Below are 14358 nucleotides of genomic sequence, written 5' to 3'. Positions count from 1 at the left end.
CTGCAATTCCTTCTTCAGTGGGCTGCCCTTGTCAGCGTTGTGAAGGAGATAGCGAAAGCTGTGCCGCTTTTGAATTGTTGTTGTTTTCCAGTGAGTTATCAGTAAAACGCGCAGCGCCGATGCACAGTGTGTTTCAGCGTTGAAACACACGCAGTCTCGCCAGTCTGTCTATTGGCTGAGCAAAGCTCTGGAACAAGGGTTTGCGGGGATGTGTATCAGTGGCGTAACAAGTGCCATGACAAAGCGATGAATAGCGTTGAAACGGCCACTCTGCACGCGGGCGAGTGTTTCAGGAATGGACAGTCTTCCCCCAAAACAGGGTGAAACAGTGGGGCTGGTGCCCCGTCAGTCGGCCAACAGGCGGGCAACGGCAGCAAAGGCCTGGACCTGTCGCTCGGCCCAGTCGCCCTGAATGATCTGGCACGGTTGCCGATGCTGTTGCAGCCAATTGTGCGTTGCCTGAAAGAAAGCCAGGCGCTGATCCAGATCCGGTTGGCAGCGCTGACCGTCATCGGTCCAGTCAATCCGCTCCGGCGAAAGGAGCAGGTGCAAGTCGTAATGGCGCGCCAGCAACTCGCCTTCCAGCCAGTCCGGGCACGCGCCAAACAGGGTCTGGCTCCAGAGAATATTGCTCAACAAGTGGGTGTCGAGAATCAGCAGCGCCGGTTGTTGCGCCCGTGCCTGATCTTCCCATTGCAGTTGTCCGCGGGCGATCTCTGGGATGTCGGCCAGGCAGGTGTCACGCGGATTCTGCTCGATAAACCAGCGCACGTACTCGTCCACCCGCAAACCCCCAAACTGTTGCTCAAGGCCTGCCGCCAGCCAGCTCTTGCCGGTGGATTCCGGGCCGGTCAGCACTACGACCTTCATGTGCGCAGTGCCGGGTCGGCGCGCCATTCACGAAAGCCCTGAATGGCAATCACGGTGAACAGCGCGTACAGGCCGGCGGTGAGGTAAAGCCCCTTATAAAGGAACAGGCCGACAAAAATCACGTCGAGCACGAACCACAGCGCCCAGCATTGCAGGCGTTTCTGCGCCATCCACAACTGCGCAACCAGGCTGAAACCGGTGAGCGCCGCGTCCAGCCACGGTTGCGCCGCGTCAGTCCAGTGCGCCATGGCCGCACCCAGCAAAACACTGCCGACAGCGCCGACACCCAGGCCAAGAACTATCGAGCGCGCATCCAGGCGCGTGACCTGACGCCCGTCATGCATCGTCCCGGCGCGCGTCCATTGCCACCAGCCATAAACTTGCAGGGCGGCGTAGATCACTTGCAGCAACATGTCCGAATACAGCTTCACTTCAAAGAAGATCCAGCTATAGAGCAGCACCATGACCAGCCCGATCGGCCAGCACCACGGATTCTGTTTGACCGTCAGCCACACGGCGATGACACCGAGAGCGGCGGCAAACAGTTCAAGCCCGGACATGTGGGTTCCTTGAGGGGAGTTGAAAGAGGTGGCGGATTGTACTGTATTCGCCAGAACACTGAAGGACCCGGTGGGAGCGAGCTTGCTGGCGAGTGTGTCGGCCCACTCACACTGATGCTGAATGTTGCGCCCCCATCGCTGGCAAGCCAGCTCCCACATGGATTTATGTTGTGCTCAAGCTTTGTGGCACTCCGCCAAAGCCTGCCAGCTCACACAGGGATTTCTGTTGTGCTGACACAGAAACCTGTGGGAGCTGGCTTGCCAGCGACAGCGGTGGGGCAGGCGACAGCTCCCAACCGACAAGCCGCTATCGCGAGCAAGCGCGCCCCACAGGTTATGTACTAAACGCGGAACTGACGCAGCAGGCCGTTGAGTTGTTCGCTCAACTGGCCAAGTCTTACGCTCGCCGCACTTGACTGTTCTGCCGCCATGGCCGTGCTGTGAGAAAGCCCCGCCGCCTGGGTAACGTTCTGGTTGATGTCCTCGACCACATGCGCCTGTTGCAGCGTGGCGCTGGCAATCGACGCGTTCAGGCCACTGAGGTTGCGCAACGCCTGGCCGATGGCATTCAGGCTCGCACCCGCCAGCCCGGCCTGTTCAATGGTCAGTTGCGACGCCTTGCTGCTGTCACCGATGACCTTCACCGCCGCCTCGGAGTGATTTTGCAGGCGTTCGATCATCGACTGGATTTCCGCTGTCGACTTCTGCGTACGCTGCGCCAGCAAGCGCACTTCATCCGCCACCACGGCGAATCCACGACCCTGTTCGCCGGCCCGTGCCGCTTCGATCGCTGCGTTGAGGGCGAGCAGGTTGGTTTGCTCGGCAATCGAGCGAATCACCTCCAGCACGCTGCCGATCTGGGTACTTTCGGTGGCCAAGGTGCGAATCACCTCGACCGCTTGGTCAATGGTGCCCGAGAGCTTGTCGATCTGTTGCAGGCTGCCGTCGATATTGATCTGGCCCTGTTGCGCCTGAGCCTCGGCATCACGCATTTCAGTGGCCGCATGCTCGGCGTTTTTCGCCACGTCCTGCACGCCGTAAGTCACCTCGTTGATCGCGGTGGCCACCAACTCCATTTGTTGCGATTGTTGCTGGCTACGTTGCTGGGCTTGCGAGGCATCGTTGCCCAGTTCGCTGGACGATTGACCGAGCGCGCTGGCCGACACCTGCAACTCACCGATCACCCGGCGCAATTTGGCGGTAAACGCATTGAAGTGGTGAGCCAGTTCGGTCACTTCGTCCTTGCCGTGGGTATCGAGGCTGCGGGTCAGGTCACTTTCGCCGCTGGCAATGTTGGCCATGGCGTTCACGGTTTCCTGCAAGGGGCGCACGATGCTGCGCGCGATCAGGATCACCAGCAGAGCCATGATCACGGCAATCGCCAGACCGATAACGGTGGCCTTGATCACCTGGGCCTGGAATTCGGCCTGCACGTCGTCAACGTAAACCCCGGAACCAAGCACCCAGCCCCACGGCTCGAACAGTTTCACGTAAGAGGTTTTCGCCACCGGCTCACTCGCGCCGGGTTTGGGCCAGCGGTAGTCGACCATGCCGGCGCCTTTGGACCGGGCAATCGCGACCATCTCGTTGAACACCGCAAAGCCGTCCGGATCGCGGATGGCCGAAAGATTCTGGCCTTCGAGCTTGGGATTGGTCGGGTGCATGACCATCACAGGGGTCAGGTCGTTGATCCAGAAATAATCGCTCTGATCGTACCGCAGGCCACGGATGGCAGTGACGGCCTGTTTCTGCGCGGCTTCTTTAGTCAGCGTGCCGGCGGTTTCCAGGTCATGGTAATAGGTCAGCAGGCCGCTGGCGGTCTGAACCACGTGCTGGGTTTTCTGGGCTTTGGCGTGATACAGGTCGTCGTGGATCTGCTTGAGCATCAACACGCCCAAGGTCAGCAACATGACCACCGCCACAATCAAGATGAGCCACAAGCGTCGGCTGATCGACACACTGCGCAAGCTGTTCATAACGCTGTCACTCCCGATTCTTTTTCTTGTAATTGATGACCGCCAGCATCCAGTCACAATTTCGTGAGCGGGCATACGCGACCCAAGTCGTATAACGCGGCAGCGCTATTAAGGCTTGTCTGTTAGGATTTCGGCCCCGTGCGTGAAAACCTGAATCGAAGTTGATATTTCACGGAATTTTGACCCGTTTGTAGGGATCCTGCGCGCGCGGAATCGGTCCAGCAGCAACCAGCTACGCTGATCGCAGTGAACGTAAAAAATACTATCGGGGCATGCCGGCGTGCATCGCTCTTTGGGGGATTGATGGATCTTTGGACCGCCTTGCAGGCATTGATACTAGGAGTTGTAGAAGGGCTGACGGAGTTTTTGCCCATTTCCAGTACCGGACACCAGATCATTGTTGCCGACTTGCTCAACTTCGGCGGCGAACGGGCCATGGCGTTCAACATCATTATTCAGCTGGGCGCGATTCTCGCCGTGGTCTGGGAATTCCGCCGCAAGATTATCGACGTCGTCATCGGCTTGCCGACCCAGCCAAGTGCGCGACGCTTTACGGCTAACCTGCTGATCGCGTTCTTGCCTGCCGTGGTGTTGGGGGTGATTTTTGCCGACCTGATCCACGAATACCTGTTCAACCCGATCACTGTTGCGGCGGCGTTGGTGGTGGGCGGGGTAATCATGTTGTGGGCCGAAAAGCGTCAGCATGAAGTGCATGCCGAAACGGTCGATGAGATTCGCTGGAGCGACGCCCTTAAAATCGGCTTCGCCCAATGCCTGGCAATGATTCCCGGCACTTCGCGCTCCGGCTCGACGATCATTGGCGGCCTGCTGTTCGGCCTGTCGCGCAAAACCGCCACCGAGTTCTCGTTCTTCCTCGCCATGCCGACCATGGTCGGTGCCGCGGTGTACTCGGGCTACAAGTATCGCGATCTGTTTGTGCCGGCGGATTTCCCGGTGTTTGCCATTGGTTTCGTCACCGCGTTTATCTTCGCGATGATCGCCGTGCGCGGTCTGCTCAAGTTCATCGGCAGCCATAGCTATGCGGCATTCGCCTGGTATCGGATTGTATTCGGGCTGGTGATTCTGGCGACGTGGCAGTTCGGCTGGGTGGACTGGTCGGCGGCCAAGGCATGAATGATTCGCGCGCGCGCCGCCCAGAGGGTCGGCCGTCCGGTGGCGGTATTCAGAACCTGAAACTGAAGCTGGTCGTCCTGTTGATCGTCTGTGCGTTGCCGTTGGCAGGCTCGCTGTCGATGTGGCTGAGCGGCATTTCTCTGGTGCCGCTGGCGGCGTATGGCATCGTCAGCGTGTTGGCGTTTTTCATGTACTGGGCGGACAAGCGCAAGGCTCGCAACGATGCGTGGCGCACGCCGGAAAACATTCTCCATGCGGTGGAGCTGGCTGGCGGCTGGCCGGGTGCGTTGATTGCCCAACAGGTGTTCCGGCACAAGACGCGCAAGGTGTCGTTTCAGGTGCTGTTCTGGGTGATTGTCGTGTTGCATCAGGTGTTCTGGATCGACCAGTTGTTCCTTGGCTCGAACCTGTTTTCCCTGTTTTGACAAAGATCCCCGTGTAGGAGCTGCCGAAGGCTGCGATCTTTTAAACAGCAAGATCAAAAGATCGCAGCCTTCGGCAGCTCCTACAGGGGTGAAGTGTCAAGCAACAATGCAGCCATAGTGAGGTGTTATAGCAGCAATCCGATCCGGGTTTTCTTCGGCAACTTGCTCACCACCAACTGATGCGACCGTTGCAGCAACCCCTGCAATTCCTCGGTGCCCAGCGGGTAGGGCGGATGCATGATGATCCACTGTGCCCTTGCCAGATAAGGAGCCGGATGAATCCCGGGGCGGTCGCAATGGCCTAAAAACAGATCCTTGTCGACCTTGAACGCCAGCGAATCCCCACGCAGCCCCTGCAAGGCAAACATCTTGTTGCCGGCAATCGAAAATACGCGCACGCCACCCCACTTGTAGTCCTCGCGCGCGCCGGGCAATGCCAGACAAAACGCGGCGACGTCCGCTTCGCTCATTTTTCCCTTGCTCATAACAACCGCTCCCCACAGGCATTGAACGACTCGACCAGGTGATCAATCCACGCACGCACCGCCGGCATGACCCCGCGCCGATGCGGGTACACCGCTTGCAGCCAGCCGCCGGGCAGCGACCATTCTGGCAGCAACTGCACCAGCGCGCCGCTTTCCAGCTCGGCTTCGCAATACATCATGGGCAGTAACGTGAAGCCCTGGCCGGCCAGCACACAAGCCTTGCGCACGACAAAATCGTCGATGCCCAGCCGTGCTTCCATGCTCAGCTCGAAACTGGTGCCCTGTTGATCGAGCAAACGCACATGCACCAGCCGATCGGCCTCAAGCGCCCCTAGCACCGGCAGGTTCTTCAGGTCTTGCGGGTGGCTGATCGACTGGCCTTGCATGAATGTCGGGCTGGCCACGACCACCATTTGCGCCTGACGCAGACGGCGCGTGACCAGTAGCGGGTCTTCATCGCCCAGCTCGCGCACGCGCAGGGCAACATCAAACCCTTCGGCGACCAGATCGACCCGACGATTGAGGAGCACCACTTCAAGTTGCACCTGAGGGAATTTGCCGAGGAAGTCGCTGATCACCCACGGCAGCATTTCATGCGCCAGGCCGGTGGGGCAGGACACCCGCAAACGTCCCCGCGGTTCGCTGGACATGCTGGCGACGGCTTCGTCGGCCATTTCCGCTTCAAGCAGCATCGCCTGACAGTGACGCAAATAACGCTCGCCGACCGCAGTGAGGTTGAGTTGGCGCGTGGTGCGCTGCAGTAAACGCGCACCGAGGCGCTCTTCCAGTTCGGCGATACGCCGCGACAGTCGTGACTTGGGAATCCCCAGCAAACGGCCGGCCGCCGCAAAACCGCCAGCCTCGACGACTTTGGCGAAATAGTAGAGATCGTTGAGATCTTGCATGGTTGATATCCAGCTGTTCTATCAGTGGGACGAACTATCGCATTGCTGGCGGCTAATCAGCTATTGGTTTGTTGCGTAGGATTGTCTCCATTCCGTCGCCACCGGCGATTCATTCCAGGGGATTCCACATGAAACTGCTGCATATCGATTCGAGCATTCTGGGTGAAAACTCGGCTTCCCGTCTGTTGAGCGGCGAGGTCGTCAAAGCCTGGCAAGCCGCCGAGCCAAGCGCTGTGGTGACTTACCGCGACCTGGCCGCTGACGCCATCAGCCATTTCTCGTCGACCACGCTGGTTGCCGCCGGCACCACCGCTGAACTGCGCAACGCTGCACAGCAACATGAAGCCGACCTGAGTGCTTCGACGCTGGCCGAGTTCATCGCTGCTGACGCTGTAGTGATCGCTGCACCGATGTACAACTTCACCGTACCGACCCAGCTCAAGGCGTGGATCGACCGTGTTGCCGTTGCCGGTCAAACCTTCCGCTACACCGAAGCCGGCCCTGAAGGCCTGTGCGGCGGCAAGAAAGTAGTGATCGTTTCCACCTCTGGCGGCATTCACGCCGGTCAGGCCAGCGGTATCGCCCACGAAGAATATCTGAAGCTGGTATTGGGTTTCCTTGGCGTCACCGACATCGAAATCGTCCGTGCCGAAGGTTTGGCGTACGGTGACGAAGTGCGCAACAACGCCATGACCGCCGCGCAAGCGAAGATAAGCGAGCAACTGTTCGCCGCCGCGTAAGGCTTGCGTAAAAAACAGTTGATGTTCAAGTAGCACCCGAAAAACTCTGTATTCTGGTTCCGCAAGGGCCAAATACGGAGTTTTTTGTTTCTGACTGTTACATAATCTGGCCCGGGGTATGCAGTCAAGCGATGAGCGTCTGAGTGCAATGTCGTGACCTGCGCAACGAATCCACGGTTTTCTGGGCTCACACTGCAACGGATCTTTCGATTGAGTCACAACAGGGTGGGGCGTCCGGTGATACGTCTTTGTGCAACGTTACTGATTTGTCTGCTCGGCAGCCTGATTACGGTGCAGGCGGCGCCGGGGCGCCATCCTGTCTGGAGCGTTGGTTACCACGAGATGACGCTCCTCGATCCGCTCGACTTGCAACCGATGCGCGCCATCGCGTTCTATCCCTCCAGCGACCGCGAACACCTGAGCCGGCTCGAGGGGTATTCGGTCGAAGCTGGCGAAGACACCAAAGTCGCCATGGGCCGATTCCCGATGCTGATGCTGTCTCATGGCAACACCGGCACGCCGCTGGCCCTGCACGATCTTGCCACGGCACTGGCGCGCAAGGGGTTCGTCGTGGTGGCGGTGATTCACCCCGGCGACAACTCCAGGGATCACAGCCGACTCGGCACCCTGAGCAATCTTTACGGGCGGCCGATCCAGATTTCCGAAGCGATTACTGCGACCCTTGGCGACCCCATGCTGGCGCCGTTCGTCAATGCTGAACAGGTTGGCGTGATCGGCTATTCGGCCGGGGGCGAGACAGCGTTGATTCTCTCGGGGGCGCAACCGGATCTGGATCGCCTGCGCCGCTATTGCCAGGAACGCCCGGACGACCGCGACGCCTGCAACACCCAAGGCGAGCTCATTGTTGACCGTGATGATTTGCAGCCGGTGGCCGACCCGCGCGTGCACGCCTTGTTGCTGATGGCGCCGCTCAGCCTGAAATTCGGCCGACATACGCTGGCTGACGTGCATGTGCCCGTACTGCTGTACAGCGGCGATGGCGACAAACTGGTCGCTTTCGATAAAAACGCTGCCGCACTGGCGCGCAAACTGCCGAGTGCACCGGACTTCAAATTGCTGGCCGGGGCAGGGCATTTTGTATTCATGGCGCCGTGCAACGAAGAGCAGATCACTGCCATGCCAGCGTTGTGTACGGATGCCGACGGGGTTGATCGCAAGGACATCCATCGCACCCTGATTTCCGAAGCCGGCCGATTCTTCGCCCATGCCCTGGGCCGGCCTACACGGGCGGGGATGCAGACTGCAGATCAATAGCGTCAGGTGTTTATCCTGAAGTCACCAGAAAACCCTGTGGGAGCGAGCCTGCTCGCGAAAGCGGTCTATCAGTCAATGCGAAATGTCGAATGTAAATCCGTCTTCGCGAGCAGGCTCGCTCCCACAAGGACTGTGTGAGTTTTCAGGAAATTGCCCGGCGCTTGAGCATCAGGGTCAACCCCAGCCCCGTCACCGACAACAGCGCCGCACTGAAGAAAATCCACGAATACCCCAGATTCAACGCCACCGCCCCCATCAACGGCCCGGCAACGGCCAATGCCAGATCAAAGAACACCGCGTAGGCACTCAACCCGGCACCGCGACTGGAACCCGGTACCTGCTTGATCGCCTCGACACCCAGTGCCGGATACACAAGCGACAGGCCAAACCCCGCCAGTCCGGCGTCGATCAATGCAAACGCGGTGGACGGCGCGAGCCAGAGCATCACCAGCCCCACGGTTTCAACGGCAATGCAGACGATGGCCGAGGTGAAACCGCCGAATCGACTGATTGCCGAAATAAACATCAGTCGCGACACGATGAAGCACACCCCGAACACCGTCAGGCAATACGCCGCGCCGCTCCATCCGCGGTTGAGGTAATAGAGGGTGATAAATGTGGTGAGTGTGCCGTAGCCGATTGAGGCCAGCGTGAGGCTCGCGCCGAACGGTGCAATCCGCCCGAACACGGCCCAAAACGGCAGACGTTCACCGCGTATCACCGGTACCGAAGGTTTGTTACGAATCAGCAGCAACGCCCCCGCCGCCAATACCGACAGCGAAATACCGAGGCTGGCGAAACCGTATTCGGCCACCATCACCACGCCCAGCGGCGCGCCAATCGCAATGGCGCCATAGGACGCGATACCGTTCCAGCCGATGGACCTGGCGGTGTGCTCGACCCCGACCTGGCCCATGCACCAACTGATGGTGCCGACACCGATCAGCCCCTGCGCAATGCCCAGCAACAATCGCCCCAGAATCAGAATCAACAGGCTCGGCAGCGGATAGCTTTGCAGCAGCGTGGACAACAGCGTCAACGCGCCACTGAGCACAATCCCCAGCAAGCCATACACGATCGCCCGTTTGGTGCCGATGGTGTCAGACATGCGCCCGGCCATCGGTCGGCTCAGCAGGGTGGCCAGGTACTGCGAGCCGATCACCAGTCCGGCAATGATCGCGCTGAAACCCAGTTGTTCATGAACATAGCCCGGTAGCACCGCAATCGGCAGCCCGATGCAGAGGAAGGCAATGAAGGTATAGAAAACGATAGAGACGATCTGCACGGTGATCGCCATGGAGCGTTGCGGTGGCAGTTGCTGCGCAGACATGAGGACTCGTTCGCGGGCGGCGGTGGGAGAGTTCGCATCATGGCGTGGGTGTGGAATAAAAGGAAGCTGGCTAACTATTTTTCCGGAAATGCATTTCCCTGTGGGAGCGAGCCTGCTCGCGAAGGTGTCTGCACCAAAAAATGACTGACCCTGAAATGCAAAAAGCCCTGTCACATGGACAGGGCTCTTAACTTGCAGCTGGCAGCTGAAAACTCGAAGCTGCTTTTTAGAATACGACACCTTGGCTACGCAGATAATCATCGTACGTACCGCTGAAGTCGGTCACGCCGTCCGCGCTCAGCTCGATGATGCGAGTGGCCAGGGACGATACGAACTCACGGTCGTGGCTGACGAAGATCAGCGTGCCCGGGTAGTTTTCCAGCGCCAGGTTCAGCGCTTCGATCGATTCCATGTCCAGGTGGTTGGTCGGTTCGTCCATGATCAGCACGTTCGGCTTTTGCAGGATCAGCTTGCCGAACAGCATGCGGCCTTGCTCACCACCGGAAATCACCTTCACCGACTTGAGGATTTCGTCGTTGGAGAACAGCATCCGACCCAAAGTGCCACGGATCACTTGCTCGCCCTGAGTCCACTGACCCATCCAGTCGAACAGGGTCATGTCGTCTTCGAAGTCGTGCGCGTGATCCTGAGCGTAGTAACCCAGCTCGGCGGCGTCGGTCCACTTGACGCTGCCGGCATCCGGAGTCAGTTCGTTGACCAGGGTACGCAGCAGCGTGGTCTTGCCGATACCGTTCGGGCCGATGATCGCGACGCGCTCGCCGGCTTCAACCTGGAAGCTGAAATCCTTGAACAGCGGCTTGCCGTCAAAACCTTTGGCCATCTTCTCGACCATAACAGCCTGGCGGTGCAGCTTTTTGTTTTGATCGAAGCGGATGAACGGGCTCACACGGCTCGAAGGCTTGACCTCGGCCAGCTGGATCTTGTCGATCGCCTTGGCGCGGGAAGTGGCTTGCTTGGCTTTCGAGGCGTTGGCCGAGAAGCGGCTGACGAACGATTGCAGTTCGGAAATCTGTGCTTTCTTCTTGGCGTTGTCCGACAGCAGTTGCTCGCGGGACTGGGTCGCCACGGTCATGTACTCGTCGTAGTTGCCCGGGAACAGGCGCAGCTCGCCGTAATCCAGGTCAGCCATGTGCGTGCACACGCTGTTCAGGAAGTGACGGTCGTGAGAGATGATGATCATCAGGCTGTTACGCTGGGTCAGAATGTTTTCCAGCCAGCGAATGGTGTTGATGTCCAGGTGGTTCGTCGGTTCGTCGAGCAACAGCACTTCCGGATCGGAGAACAGTGCCTGAGCCAGCAGCACGCGCAGTTTCCAGCCTGGAGACACTTCGCTCATCGGGCCGAAGTGCTGCTCGATGCCGATACCCAGGCCCAGCAGCAGTTCACCGGCACGGGATTCGGCGGTATAGCCGTCCATTTCGGCGAATTCGGTTTCCAGCTCGGCCACGGCCATGCCGTCTTCTTCAGACATTTCCGGCAACGAGTAGATGCGATCGCGCTCGGCCTTGACCTTCCACAGCTCTTCGTGGCCCATGATCACGGTATCGATCACGGTGAATTCTTCGTAGGCGAACTGATCCTGGCGCAGCTTACCCAGGCGCACGTTCGGCTCGAGCATGACCTGGCCACCCGTCGGGTCAAGGTCACCGCCGAGGATTTTCATGAAGGTCGACTTGCCGCAACCGTTGGCGCCGATCAGGCCATAACGGTTACCAGCGGCAAATTTGACGGAAACGTTTTCGAAGAGCGGCTTGGCGCCGAACTGCATCGTGATGTTAGCTGTAGAGATCAAGAGTTTTTCCTGCGAAGCATTCTGAATAGCGAGGGTGCGGCCGTAGCGCTTGGCCCGAGTCAAGGTGCGCTGAGGCGGGGAGTTCCCGACATCAACCATGGGGGCGCGTAAAGTTTGGCGGCGATTGTACTGGTCTGGCTCTTTAAACGATAGGGCGAAGACGTCGCGGGTGCCGATTGGCACAATCGCGGGACAGTTTTTCACAGATGAAGGTTCACTATCGGTTACAAAGTGTGGCTAAAATGCCATCCATTCACCCACCGCCCTACAGCGGCGCAGGCTCAAGGACGTGCCATTTTGTACTCAGACCACTGCATTAGACGCTGGGCCTCAGGCCGACAGGCGCGCAGTTTGTTCACTTCTGACCTGTGACGAATTCCGTGAAACTCATCATTGCTGCTATTTATGTCATTTCCATTGCATACGTTCACTTGCGTGGCCGTGTGCGCCACAAATTGGGTCGGCAGCTGAGCGACCATTCGACGTTTCTGGCACCGATCAATTGCTTTCTCTACCTGTTCTCGAAAAAGCCGAACAAACCTTACCTTGATCCGACTGAGTTTCCCGACTTGAGCCCGTTGCAGGCGCATTGGGAAGAAATCCGCGAAGAGGGCCAGAACCTGCTGCGCGCGGGGGAGATCAAACGTTCGAACCAATACGACGACGTCGGTTTCAACTCCTTCTTCAAAAGCGGCTGGAAGCGTTTCTACCTCAAGTGGTACGGCGAGAGCCATCCGTCGGCCATGAAGCTGTGCCCGCGCACCACGGAACTGGTTCAGAGCATCGGCTCGATCAAGGCCGCAATGTTCGCCGAACTGCCGCCAGGTTCGAAACTGGTACGTCATCGCGACCCGTACGCTGGCTCCTATCGTTACCACTTGGGCCTGGACACGCCTAACGATGCGGGTTGCTACATCAATGTCGACGGTGAGAACTACCACTGGCGTGACGGTGAAGCGGTGATGTTCGATGAAACCTTCATCCATTACGCTGAAAACACCACCGACAAGAACCGCATCATCCTGTTCTGCGACATTGAGCGTCCAATGAAGTATCGCTGGGCTGCAGCGTTCAATGCCTGGTTCAGCCGTACGGTAATGTCTGCCGCCGGCGCGCCCAACGATGCGGGCGACCGTACCGGGGGGATCAACCGTTTGTTTACCAAAATCTACAAGATCAGGTTGCGTGGCAAAGAGCTGAAAAAGCGTAATCGTGCTCGGTACTACATGGAAAAGTGGGCGATCTTTGGTGGTTTGCTGGCGATCTTTATTCTGATCTGAACATTATTGCTGTGACTGTCCTGACGCCATCGCTGGCAAGCCAGCTCCCACAGTGGCCAGCGTGAGGCTGCGATCGCATTCACACCGCTAAACCTGTGGGAGCTGGCTTGCCAGCGATGAGGCCCTGAGATTCACCCGATGACTCAGGAGGCTTTTTTGGCCTTCTTCGCTGGCGCTGCCTTGCTCGCCGTTTTGGCCTTCGGCTTAGCCAGCGCCTTGCCATCCAGGCTACGTTTAAGCAGCTCGGTCAGGTCGATAACATCGGCGGTCTTGCGCTGTTCCTCGCCACCCACCGTCTCGACATCCTCGATCTCGCCCTTATGGGCCTTTTTCTCCACCAGCGCCATGATTTTGTCTTCGAACTCGTCTTTGTAATCCTCGGGGCTCCAGTCCCCGCTCATGTCCGCGACAAGACGTTTGGCCATGTCCAACTCGCCTTTGGCAAGCTGAGGCTTGGTCACTTCGCTGCCCAGTTCCAATTGATCGAGGCCGCGTACTTCCTGGGGCCAGCGCAATTTCACCAGCACCAGCGCTGACTCCAGCGGCATCACCGCCGCCAGATACTGGCGCGTGTGCAAGACGACGCGGGCGAGCGCAACCTTGTTGGTTTTGCTTAACGTTTCACGCAACAGCGCGTAAACCTTGCCACCGCGCTTGTCCGGCGCCAGGTAGTAGGGCGTATCGATGTTCTGCAACGGGATCTGCTCGGCGTCGACGAAGGAAAAGATGTCGATGGTCTGGGTCGAAACCGGGTGCGCCGAGCGGATTTCCTCTTCGCTGAGCACCACATAACGACCCTTTTCGTAGGCCACACCCTTGACGATGTTTTCCTTGGTAACTTCCTTGCCGGTCACCTTGTTGACGCGCTTGTAGCCCACCGGGTCCATGCTGCGACTGTCGAGCCAGTCAAAGTCCACGCCTTGGGATGAGGTCGCTGAAACCAGCGCGACAGGGATATGGACCAGTCCGAAGCTGATCGCGCCTTTCCAGATTGCCCGAGCCATGTTGAGTTCTCCGAGTGATGATCAGGTGACCTGAAGCCCGGCGCGAAAGTTTCCAGGAAATGCGCGTTTTCAATTGGGTTCGGTCAAGCCGTGTTACATGTTGTTTAAGGCCGACGGGTTAACAAATCCGAACCTGAAGCGTAGCGTGGACTCGAAGGCTCTACACCACGCACATCGAGAGGCTGACCCATGAACCGATTTCTGATTGGCATTGCCGTCCTGACACTCAGTGGCGGTCTGGTTCATGCGGACGTTGTGCTGGCGCAGAGTCCGACCGGCAACAGCAACAACCCCTATAACAGTCCGATTCGCCGGGCGAATCCCAACAGCATGCAGGGCACCCAGCCCAGTGCGCCGCCCATCCGTGGACAAAGCACCGTTCCCGTGCCGCGTCCGCCAACCCTCGATAACCGGGGCATTGGCAATGGCCAGCCGATTCGTTCAGCGCCGGCCAAGCCACCCACATTCATTCCCAACCCACCCTCGCGAAGCACCGACACTCAACGTTAAACGGCAGGTAAAACGGTCTGCCAGACTTTGAAACGACAAAAGGAATCGTGC

At 58.7% G+C, this 14358-nt stretch carries 14 protein-coding genes; 6 read left to right on the top strand and 8 right to left on the bottom strand.

The window, feature by feature from the left end; all coding sequences use genetic code 11:
- Nucleotides 1–345: 345 nt before the first annotated feature.
- The 3 genes from IEQ42_RS11235 to IEQ42_RS11225 all read right to left on the bottom strand — a co-directional run bounded on the left by IEQ42_RS11235 (nucleotide 346) and on the right by IEQ42_RS11225 (nucleotide 3406).
- A complete protein-coding gene (locus tag IEQ42_RS11235; RefSeq protein WP_210703696.1) occupies nucleotides 346–870 on the bottom strand; it encodes an AAA family ATPase in 525 nt (174 codons plus the stop codon).
- Nucleotides 867–1430 carry a nicotinamide riboside transporter PnuC gene (gene pnuC / locus IEQ42_RS11230; protein ID WP_210703564.1) on the bottom strand — a complete coding sequence of 188 codons (564 nt, stop codon included), beginning with the start codon at nucleotides 1428–1430 and terminating at the stop codon, nucleotides 867–869. The genes IEQ42_RS11235 and pnuC overlap by 4 nt, the downstream gene beginning before the upstream one ends.
- A gap of 341 nt (nucleotides 1431–1771) precedes the next feature.
- Nucleotides 1772–3406 (bottom strand): methyl-accepting chemotaxis protein, encoded by a 1635-nt coding sequence (locus IEQ42_RS11225; protein ID WP_210703563.1) that lies wholly within the window; start codon nucleotides 3404–3406, stop codon nucleotides 1772–1774.
- A gap of 303 nt (nucleotides 3407–3709) precedes the next feature.
- Between IEQ42_RS11225 and IEQ42_RS11220 the strand changes: the two genes are divergently transcribed.
- On the top strand, nucleotides 3710–4540 hold the full coding sequence (locus IEQ42_RS11220; protein WP_042559059.1) for an undecaprenyl-diphosphate phosphatase: 831 nt from the start codon (nucleotides 3710–3712) through the stop codon (nucleotides 4538–4540).
- Complete coding sequence (locus IEQ42_RS11215; protein ID WP_210703562.1) at nucleotides 4537–4965, top strand: DUF1294 domain-containing protein; 429 nt, start codon at nucleotides 4537–4539, stop codon at nucleotides 4963–4965. Before IEQ42_RS11220 ends, IEQ42_RS11215 begins: the two co-directional genes overlap by 4 nt.
- A gap of 125 nt (nucleotides 4966–5090) precedes the next feature.
- Here the strand turns inward: IEQ42_RS11215 and IEQ42_RS11210 are convergent, their stop codons facing one another.
- Together IEQ42_RS11210 and IEQ42_RS11205 are read right to left on the bottom strand one after the other, a co-directional pair.
- On the bottom strand, nucleotides 5091–5450 hold the full coding sequence (locus IEQ42_RS11210; RefSeq protein ID WP_042559061.1) for an MmcQ/YjbR family DNA-binding protein: 360 nt from the start codon (nucleotides 5448–5450) through the stop codon (nucleotides 5091–5093).
- Complete coding sequence (locus tag IEQ42_RS11205) at nucleotides 5447–6355, bottom strand: LysR substrate-binding domain-containing protein (RefSeq protein ID WP_047301013.1); 909 nt, start codon at nucleotides 6353–6355, stop codon at nucleotides 5447–5449. The genes IEQ42_RS11210 and IEQ42_RS11205 overlap by 4 nt, the downstream gene beginning before the upstream one ends.
- Before the next feature lie 128 nt (nucleotides 6356–6483).
- Between IEQ42_RS11205 and IEQ42_RS11200 the strand changes: the two genes are divergently transcribed.
- On the top strand, nucleotides 6484–7095 hold the full coding sequence (locus IEQ42_RS11200) for an FMN-dependent NADH-azoreductase (RefSeq protein WP_210703561.1): 612 nt from the start codon (nucleotides 6484–6486) through the stop codon (nucleotides 7093–7095).
- Nucleotides 7096–7332: 237 nt separating this feature from the next.
- On the top strand, nucleotides 7333–8370 hold the full coding sequence (locus IEQ42_RS11195) for an alpha/beta hydrolase family protein (RefSeq protein ID WP_210703695.1): 1038 nt from the start codon (nucleotides 7333–7335) through the stop codon (nucleotides 8368–8370).
- 142 nt (nucleotides 8371–8512) lie between these two features.
- On the opposite strand, the gene IEQ42_RS11190 is transcribed toward IEQ42_RS11195, so the two are convergent.
- Together IEQ42_RS11190 and IEQ42_RS11185 are read right to left on the bottom strand one after the other, a co-directional pair.
- Nucleotides 8513–9700, bottom strand: coding sequence for an MFS transporter (locus tag IEQ42_RS11190; RefSeq protein WP_210703560.1), 1188 nt, complete (start codon nucleotides 9698–9700; stop codon nucleotides 8513–8515).
- 226 nt (nucleotides 9701–9926) lie between these two features.
- Complete coding sequence (locus tag IEQ42_RS11185; protein ID WP_210703559.1) at nucleotides 9927–11513, bottom strand: ABC-F family ATPase; 1587 nt, start codon at nucleotides 11511–11513, stop codon at nucleotides 9927–9929.
- A gap of 380 nt (nucleotides 11514–11893) precedes the next feature.
- Here IEQ42_RS11185 and lpxO point away from each other — a divergent pair, with 380 nt between their 5' ends.
- The gene (gene lpxO / locus IEQ42_RS11180) at nucleotides 11894–12793 is read left to right on the top strand and encodes a lipid A hydroxylase LpxO (RefSeq protein ID WP_150591777.1); all 900 of its coding nucleotides are present in this window, start codon (nucleotides 11894–11896) and stop codon (nucleotides 12791–12793) included.
- Between the two features lie 143 nt (nucleotides 12794–12936).
- Here lpxO and ku read toward each other — a convergent pair whose 3' ends face one another.
- On the bottom strand, nucleotides 12937–13797 hold the full coding sequence (ku, locus tag IEQ42_RS11175) for a non-homologous end joining protein Ku (RefSeq protein ID WP_210703558.1): 861 nt from the start codon (nucleotides 13795–13797) through the stop codon (nucleotides 12937–12939).
- Nucleotides 13798–13986: 189 nt separating this feature from the next.
- Between ku and IEQ42_RS11170 the strand changes: the two genes are divergently transcribed.
- Nucleotides 13987–14307: a hypothetical protein gene (locus tag IEQ42_RS11170; RefSeq protein ID WP_210703557.1), complete on the top strand. Its 321-nt coding sequence runs from the start codon at nucleotides 13987–13989 to the stop codon at nucleotides 14305–14307.
- The last annotated feature ends 51 nt before the right edge of the window (nucleotides 14308–14358 follow it).

Origin of the sequence: Pseudomonas iridis (genome assembly GCF_017980685.1) — a bacterium.
GTDB lineage: Bacteria > Pseudomonadota > Gammaproteobacteria > Pseudomonadales > Pseudomonadaceae > Aquipseudomonas > Aquipseudomonas iridis.
The sequence above is the reverse complement of the archived record's forward strand: the minus strand, read 5'-3'. Positions and strand labels throughout refer to the sequence as shown.